Source organism: Candidatus Thermoplasmatota archaeon (genome assembly GCA_018814355.1).
In the GTDB taxonomy this organism is placed as follows: domain Archaea; phylum Thermoplasmatota; class Thermoplasmata; order UBA10834; family UBA10834; genus COMBO-56-21.
The window spans coordinates 1-6,693 of record JAHIZT010000048.1; the positions used below are offsets into that span (position 1 = coordinate 1).

The following is a 6,693-nucleotide window of genomic DNA, read 5'->3' on the forward strand; positions in this document are numbered from 1 at the left end:
CCCTCGAAGAGGTCGGGCTCGGAGACATAATCAAGAAGCTTCCGCACCTCAAGTGAGTCCAACGGCCGGTTGCAGACGCTGGCCTGCCGAAACCATTTTATTCTTCACTTTTATATATAAATTCTCGAAATCACACCGTTTTCATCGTCTTCATAACGGTCCTTTTGTCATCGACCTGCCGATGGCCAGTTGTGAGTAGCGATGTACAACTAGTTGGGCCAGTATGCCGGGGATGATCCGGAGGATGGGTTGACGGTCGCAATCAATCGTGGTCGTAGAATAATATCATGTGTTCGCAATAATAAACTCTACTTTCGACCTCTTTTCATTATTGGTCTTGTTGTTTTCGAACGATTAGCAATTGGCATGGTTTTATTGAGAAGTTTTCAACTTTTGGCCATATCTAGTTGCAAAGTATTCATAAAGTTCGACTGGAAACTGCACACTGACAACCTAGAAATACCACAGTTTGCAAGGATATATATGGAATCAGCAACTTACTGTGAATCGCCGGAGTGAGTCGGCCTGACTCAACACGCCCAGCAGGTTGTGAGGGCGTGGCAACTCAGGAGGATGCACTGATGAGCTCTGCCAAAAAGAAGTTCGGGTTGGCCTTCCATCCCGAGAAGTGTAATGGTTGCCTGGAGTGCGAGAAAGCTTGCGTGAAGGCACATCCCTCCAGCGTTGCCGCTGGTAGATCGCGGATCAAGGTGACCAAGGATGGGAAGGAGCACAAGGCGATCATGTGTGTCCATTGCGAGACATGTCCCCCGAGCGAGCTGTGCCCGTCCGCGCTGCTCGAGTACCACAACGAGGGCAAGTACTGGACGCTCGACGAACACAGATGTTTCGCATGCATGGCGTGCATCCCTAGATGTCCGTATGACGGCATCTTCTTCGAGGGCGCCTTTGGCATTGAAACTGCATATACGTGCGACCTTTGTGCTGGGGATCCTGCCTGCATCAAGGTATGTTCACCGGGCGCATTGACTCTCGACAAGTCTCGGGAGGAGTGAGGGATGAGTGAAATGACAGAGAACGAGTCGGTTGCTGAGCCGGAGAAGCAGGCAAAACCGACCGCAGACCAGGAGAAGGCCAGAGCGACGACAGAGGAGTTTCCCCAGCCTGACTGGATTCCCCAGTGGGCACGAGAGGCGCCGAAGATCGTGGTCCGAGCCCCAGGCCCGAAGAGCAAGGAGATCATCAAGATTGACAGGGAGTATTTCTCCTACGCCTACGACAGATGCTTCACGTTCACTATCGACAAAGCCGCAGGATCGGCGGTCATGGACGCTGACGGGAACGTGCTGCTCGACTTCTCGTCCGGCATAGCGGTCCAGAATGCTGGGTGGACGCACTACAAGGTCACGAAAGCGATTCAGGATCAGGCCGCGAAACTGATCCACAGCATGGCGAATGATGCGTACTTCGACAAGGAGGCATACTTCGCGAAACTGCTGTCCGAGATATCCCCTGGCAAGGCGCTCAGGGGGACATTCTTCGGGAACAGCGGTGCTGAAGCGGTCGAGGCCGCCCTGAAGCTCTCAAGGTACTACACCAGGAGGAGCGAGCACCTTGCGTTCTTCGGCTCGTACCACGGAAGGATCGGCGCCGGTCTGGCGCTCACCAGCAAGCTGAAGCTTAGGTACAGCTACGGCCCGATGTCCCCAGGGATCATATTCACGCCGTTCGCGTACTGCTACAGATGTTCGTTCAAGCAGACCTACCCGGAATGCGGTTTGTACTGTGTCGACTACATCGAGAACCAGGTCTTGAGCATGGGCGGAACCACGGGCCAGATCGCGAGCGTGTTCGTTGAGCCCATCCAGGGCGAGGGCGGATACATCGTACCCCCGAAGGAGTACCTGCCAAGGCTGAGGAAGATGTGCGATGCGCAGAGCGCGCTGCTGGTCTTCGACGAGGTCCAGACAGGCTTCGCGAGAACGGGCAAGATGTTCGCATGCGAGCACTTCGACACGATTCCAGACATAATGGTCATGGGCAAGGCGCTGGGAGGGGGCACACCACTCGGGGCGATCATCGCGAAGCACGACATCATGAGGAAATGGAGGCCAGGCTCACACTCCTCCACATTCGGCGGGAACGCAATAACGATGGCGGCCGGTCTCGCGCATGTGCAGGCGATTATAGAGGAGAATCTCGTAGACAGGGCCGCTAAGCTGGGTGAGTACTCGATGAAGCTGCTCAAGGAGATGCAGCAGCGCAGAGAGATCATCGGCGATGTCAGAGGCAGAGGCCTTATGATAGGTGTCGAGCTCGTCAAGAACCAGTACACCAAGGAGCCGCACGAGGCGACGAATATACAGGGCAAGTGCTGGAGGGCCGGCCTGATGACCCTTACATCCGGGTTCTTCGGAAATGTCTTCAGGATCGCTCCGCCGCTGTGCATATCCAAGGCGCAGCTCGAGAAGGGCTTCGAGATCTTCGAGCAGGCCCTCAAGGACGAGGAGGAGTTTCTGAAGCTCGGGACCTCCGCCCCGCCAGGAGCGCTAGGCGGACACGCCTAGGATTGCCAACCCCCTCAAACCCCCTTCTATCGTATTCTGTCCGGCCTTTCCTGACTATCTTCTCCTCAGTTTCGGGTTGAGGACCTCGTCGAGGGCGTCGCCGATTAGATAGAAGGCCATGATCAAGAGGATGATGCACAGGCCAGGTGCAAGTATCGTCCACCACGCGAAGCTTGAGAATGCCTGGTATTCGTAGGCGGACTCCAGCATCGTCCCCCAGCTAATCACTGTCGGATCGCCTAGGCCGAAGAAGTCGAGGAATGATTCCGAGAAGATCGAGTTCGCGATCAGGAGGACGGTGTTCGCGAATATCAGCGGGAACACGTTCGGCAGGATGTGTTTCCAGATGATTCTTCCGTTGCCTGCACCGACCGCTCTTGCCCTCTCGACGAACGCCCGCTCCTTCACGGACAGGACCTGTGCCCTCACGATTCTCGCTGTTGACGGCCAGCTTGTTATGCCTATTGCGATTATCACGTTTTCAAACGTTTGCCCGAACAGCATCACGAAGACGATCATCAGCGGGAACCACGGGATCACGAGGAAGAAGTCGGTCAGCCGCATGAGGACCTCGTCTGCGATCTTTCCGAAGTATCCAGCGCCGAGACCTACCGAAGTGCCCAGGACTATCGATATGAGCGATGCGAGCATCCCGACGATCAGGCTGGCGCGGCTACCCCAGAGGGTAAGAGACCATACGTCCCTCCCGTAGTAGTCCGTCCCGAATGGGAATTCCAGTGAGGGACTAGCGTACTGCGGGTTCACCTCGGCCCACTTGAGTGACAGAGGGCCGTCGTGCGTCGCAAGTAGCGGTGCGACAAGGGACATGGTTACGAATGCGACAAGCATCCCAAGCCCGATCATGCCGGCACTGTTGGTCCTGAAGAGCCGCCAGGTCTGGACAGATGACTTGTACAGGAGGTGAGCCTTCTCCTTGCGGCTCTCGGTCAGAATCGACGCGAACACTCCTCTGGGGTGTATCGGATTGGACGTCGGGGCGCTCATATCCTCACCCTGGGATCCATCTTCAGCATGGCGATATCCGAGATGAAGTTGGCAGCGATGACAGCAATCGCTTCGAGCATGAAAACCGCCTGCAGAAGCGGGTAGTCGTAACCGATGACCGCCCTGTACATCAGGTAGCCGAGGCCCTGATAGGAGAAGACCGCCTCGATCATGATTGAGCCGCTGATTATCCAACCGACGTTCATCGCGATGACCGTTACGACGGGCAACATTGCATTTGGCATCGCGTGTTTGTGGAGGACGTCGCGCGAGCCCAAGCCCTTCGCGACGGCTGTCACCATGTACTCCTCCGTCATGACGTCGATCAGGGAGCTCCTGGTGATGATCGAGAATGTCGCGATCGTCTCTATGACCAGTGCGAAGAGCGGAAGGAGCGTGTGATAGCTTCGGTCAGCGATCATCTCGAACGGACCCATTTCGCTGTAGTCGTCGCTGTACGCCCCACTGATAGGCCAATCTGGGACGTATCTCGCGAACAACATGAGCATGAACAACGCGAACAGGAACGTGGGCATACAGTAGAACACTAGGAAGAACGAGCTTCCGAATCTATCGACGGCCTTGCCTCGTTTCCACGCGGTCACTCTTCCGAGCATCACCCCCACCCAGACTGATAGTACAGTCCCAAAGCCCACCAGGATGAAAGTATTGAGGAGAAACGGCCCAAGAACGCTGCCAACTGTCGATCCTTTGTAGACGGTTATGCTCTTACCGAATTCTCCCGTGAACACCTGCTCGAGGTATATGATGAACTGCTCGGGCATCGATTTGTCGAGTCCGTAGTACTTCGTCAGCTCCGCCTTTGTCTCAATCGTGGCGTTCTTTCCGAACATTATGTTCTCGATGTCTCCGGGCATCACCCGGAAGAGAACGAAGTTGAAGCTGATGATCAGGAGGACTGTGATACCCAAGTAGAGAAGGCGCTTGCCCACGTATCTGGTTATGTTCTCCGGCATATCTGGTTCTCCCTGTCAATGGTCAAGGAAATCGCCTAGGTGGCAGCTGTCCTTCGTTGCAGGATCCCTAAACCTGGTTAAGGTAGCTTCAGATCCTCTTCCTTGCGTCTCCGCCTCCTAGCAAGCAACACGCCGACGACTGCAACCGCCACGATTCCGCCTACGACGAAATAGAACGGAAGCATGCTCCGCTCCTTCTGCGTCCCAGGTTCGAGGTCGAAGAAGAGCGGATTGGCGCCCCAGAAGTGAGTCATTGACCTCCCAGGGTGATTCGCCCAGTCGCCCCAGCCAGAATAGGAATCGGTCCGCCAGGCGTAGCATCCGTACGGGTAGACGGTGACGATGAACGCCGAATCATTGTACATGATCCTCTGGCATTCCTTCATGTACTCCATTCTCAGATCCGGGTCGATCTCCAACGAGGAAGCCACGTAATTCGCGTCGTACTCCGCGCTCGAATACCAGTTCTCGGACCATCCATCGAGCGCCTCGGTGGACTGGACGAAGAGCAGGTAGTTCGGGTCCGGGTCGCCCGACCAATATGTCATCGCAAGGTCGTAGGCGCCTCCGTACACCCTCGTGTTCCAGATAGCGGTGTTGACGAACAACGGACGTAGGATGATACCGATCTCCGCCCACTCGTCCGCGAGGTAGAGCGAGGTGTCCCTGTCTTCCACAATCTCCGTCTCAGCTATGATCTCGAAGCTCAACGGCGTCCCTGCTTGCGCGCCGTAGGCGTTGTCGGACCCAGCCACTCTGAAGGTGTGCTCGGAGTTCCATGCATATCCCGCCGAGTCCAGAATCTCGTTCGCCTTCGCGATGTTGAACTCGATGACCTCGTCAGGACCAGGCTCCCAGTATATCCCGCTATAGACGGGTGTGATGATAGTGTGTCCTATCACCGCAAACCCTTGGTAGACATAGTCGCGAATGAACGATTTGTTCGTCGCGTGGGCCATAGCCCTCCTCACGGCCGGGTCGAGCCTGAGGGGGTTTGTGTCCTCGCCCGAGTCCTCGTTCATGCATATCGCGATTTCGATGGAGTAGGCCGTGGGGGTCAGGCCCGCGTCGTGCCCGACGGGTTCATCTGGGTTGTCCTCAAGCCAGTCAAGGAAGTTCTTGTAGTTGGGCGCGTTGAGCTCGGCGATGTCGATGTCCCCCCGTTTTATGTCAGCGAGCATGGCCGCCGGCTCGATGTAGAACTTGAGTTTGATCTCGTCGAATTTGACCTCCTTGCCGTAGTCTGCTTTCCAGTGGTTCCTCGGGTTCGTGGTGAGCGTCAGCACGTCCCCGGCCAGGTACTCAGCCTCCGTCTTCTCAGAGGTCATGAAAGCTCCGGTGCCGATCGGGTGGTAGTTGGTCACCGAGAAACCCGCATCAGGAGCGGATATATGTCTCCATATGTGCTCTGGAACAATCCAGAATGTCATCATATCTCCCCAGGGACATGGGGCAGGGTTCTCCTCGAAGTCTTGGTAGTGTAGCCTGACTGTGAAGTCGTCTATCTCCTCCGCGCCGGCGATGAATCTCGTGTACGGTTGGTAGGCCCACATGATGTCGTAGTTAAGGCCTATCTGGTAATTGACAGTAAAGACGACGTCTTTCGCGCGGAACGGCTCTCCGTCGTGCCAGTAGGCATTGTGACTGAGGTTGTACTGCCAGACGGACCCGTAGGGCTCTCCTGAGAGAGCCATCAAAGGGTCATCCTCCGGGACGATGTACCAACTATTCGCGAGATTGGGGACGGGGGTCAGGTCCTGGTCAACTGTCATGAGACAGTCGTAGACGAGACCATAGAAGACATAGGCATTGTTGTTGACCCCTATGAACGGATTGAGGCTGTCGATTGGCTCAATCATGCCAATTCTGAGGACTGTCTTCTGCTTGTCTTCGTCCTGAGCAGCAGCCCCCATCTGTAGGCCTGATAAAAGGAGCGCCCCAATCACGATTACGCAGGCGAATGCGCGCACTTTCTGCCTGCCAATCAGTTCAGCAGCTATTGTTCCAGCACGTTCCTCCTCAAGACATCCCTTTGGTGATATGCTCCCACAATCCTACCTGATAGGTTCTCCCTGAATTCTGGACCGCGCGGTTAATTGGTAACATGTCTGATAAACTCTTCCCTCCTGGCCCTCAGGGGCTCTGCCCATCCTGCCGCTGTCACAGGGGGCTAGGGTTCTGTA

5 protein-coding genes are annotated in these 6,693 nt (G+C 55.8%); 2 read left to right on the plus strand and 3 right to left on the minus strand.

Going from position 1 to position 6,693, the window contains the following annotated elements:
- Positions 1-581 precede the first annotated feature (581 nt).
- Together KJ653_03265 and KJ653_03270 are read left to right on the plus strand one after the other, a co-directional pair.
- Entirely contained in the window at positions 582-1,016 is a 435-nt protein-coding gene (locus KJ653_03265; GenBank protein MBU0684854.1) for a hypothetical protein, read from the plus strand.
- Positions 1,017-1,019: 3 nt separating this feature from the next.
- Positions 1,020-2,528, plus strand: a complete 1,509-nt coding sequence (locus KJ653_03270; GenBank protein MBU0684855.1) for an aspartate aminotransferase family protein — start codon at positions 1,020-1,022, stop codon at positions 2,526-2,528.
- Between the two features lie 54 nt (positions 2,529-2,582).
- Here KJ653_03270 and KJ653_03275 read toward each other — a convergent pair whose 3' ends face one another.
- The 3 genes from KJ653_03275 to KJ653_03285 all read right to left on the minus strand — a co-directional run bounded on the left by KJ653_03275 (position 2,583) and on the right by KJ653_03285 (position 6,423).
- Complete coding sequence (locus tag KJ653_03275; protein MBU0684856.1) at positions 2,583-3,533, minus strand: ABC transporter permease; 951 nt, start codon at positions 3,531-3,533, stop codon at positions 2,583-2,585.
- Positions 3,530-4,510, minus strand: a complete 981-nt coding sequence (locus KJ653_03280) for an ABC transporter permease (GenBank protein MBU0684857.1) — start codon at positions 4,508-4,510, stop codon at positions 3,530-3,532. Before KJ653_03280 ends, KJ653_03275 begins: the two co-directional genes overlap by 4 nt.
- A gap of 77 nt (positions 4,511-4,587) precedes the next feature.
- Positions 4,588-6,423, minus strand: a complete 1,836-nt coding sequence (locus tag KJ653_03285; GenBank protein MBU0684858.1) for an ABC transporter substrate-binding protein — start codon at positions 6,421-6,423, stop codon at positions 4,588-4,590.
- Between the last annotated feature and the right edge of the window lie 270 nt (positions 6,424-6,693).

Coding starts and splice junctions, on each gene's coding strand:
- KJ653_03285 (MBU0684858.1), bottom strand. CDS start 6,423: ATGGGGGCTGCTGCTCAGGACGAAGACAAGCAGAAGACAGTCCTCAGA.
- KJ653_03280 (MBU0684857.1), bottom strand. CDS start 4,510: ATGCCGGAGAACATAACCAGATACGTGGGCAAGCGCCTTCTCTACTTG.
- KJ653_03265 (MBU0684854.1), top strand. CDS start 582: ATGAGCTCTGCCAAAAAGAAGTTCGGGTTGGCCTTCCATCCCGAGAAG.
- KJ653_03270 (MBU0684855.1), top strand. CDS start 1,020: ATGAGTGAAATGACAGAGAACGAGTCGGTTGCTGAGCCGGAGAAGCAG.
- KJ653_03275 (MBU0684856.1), bottom strand. CDS start 3,533: ATGAGCGCCCCGACGTCCAATCCGATACACCCCAGAGGAGTGTTCGCG.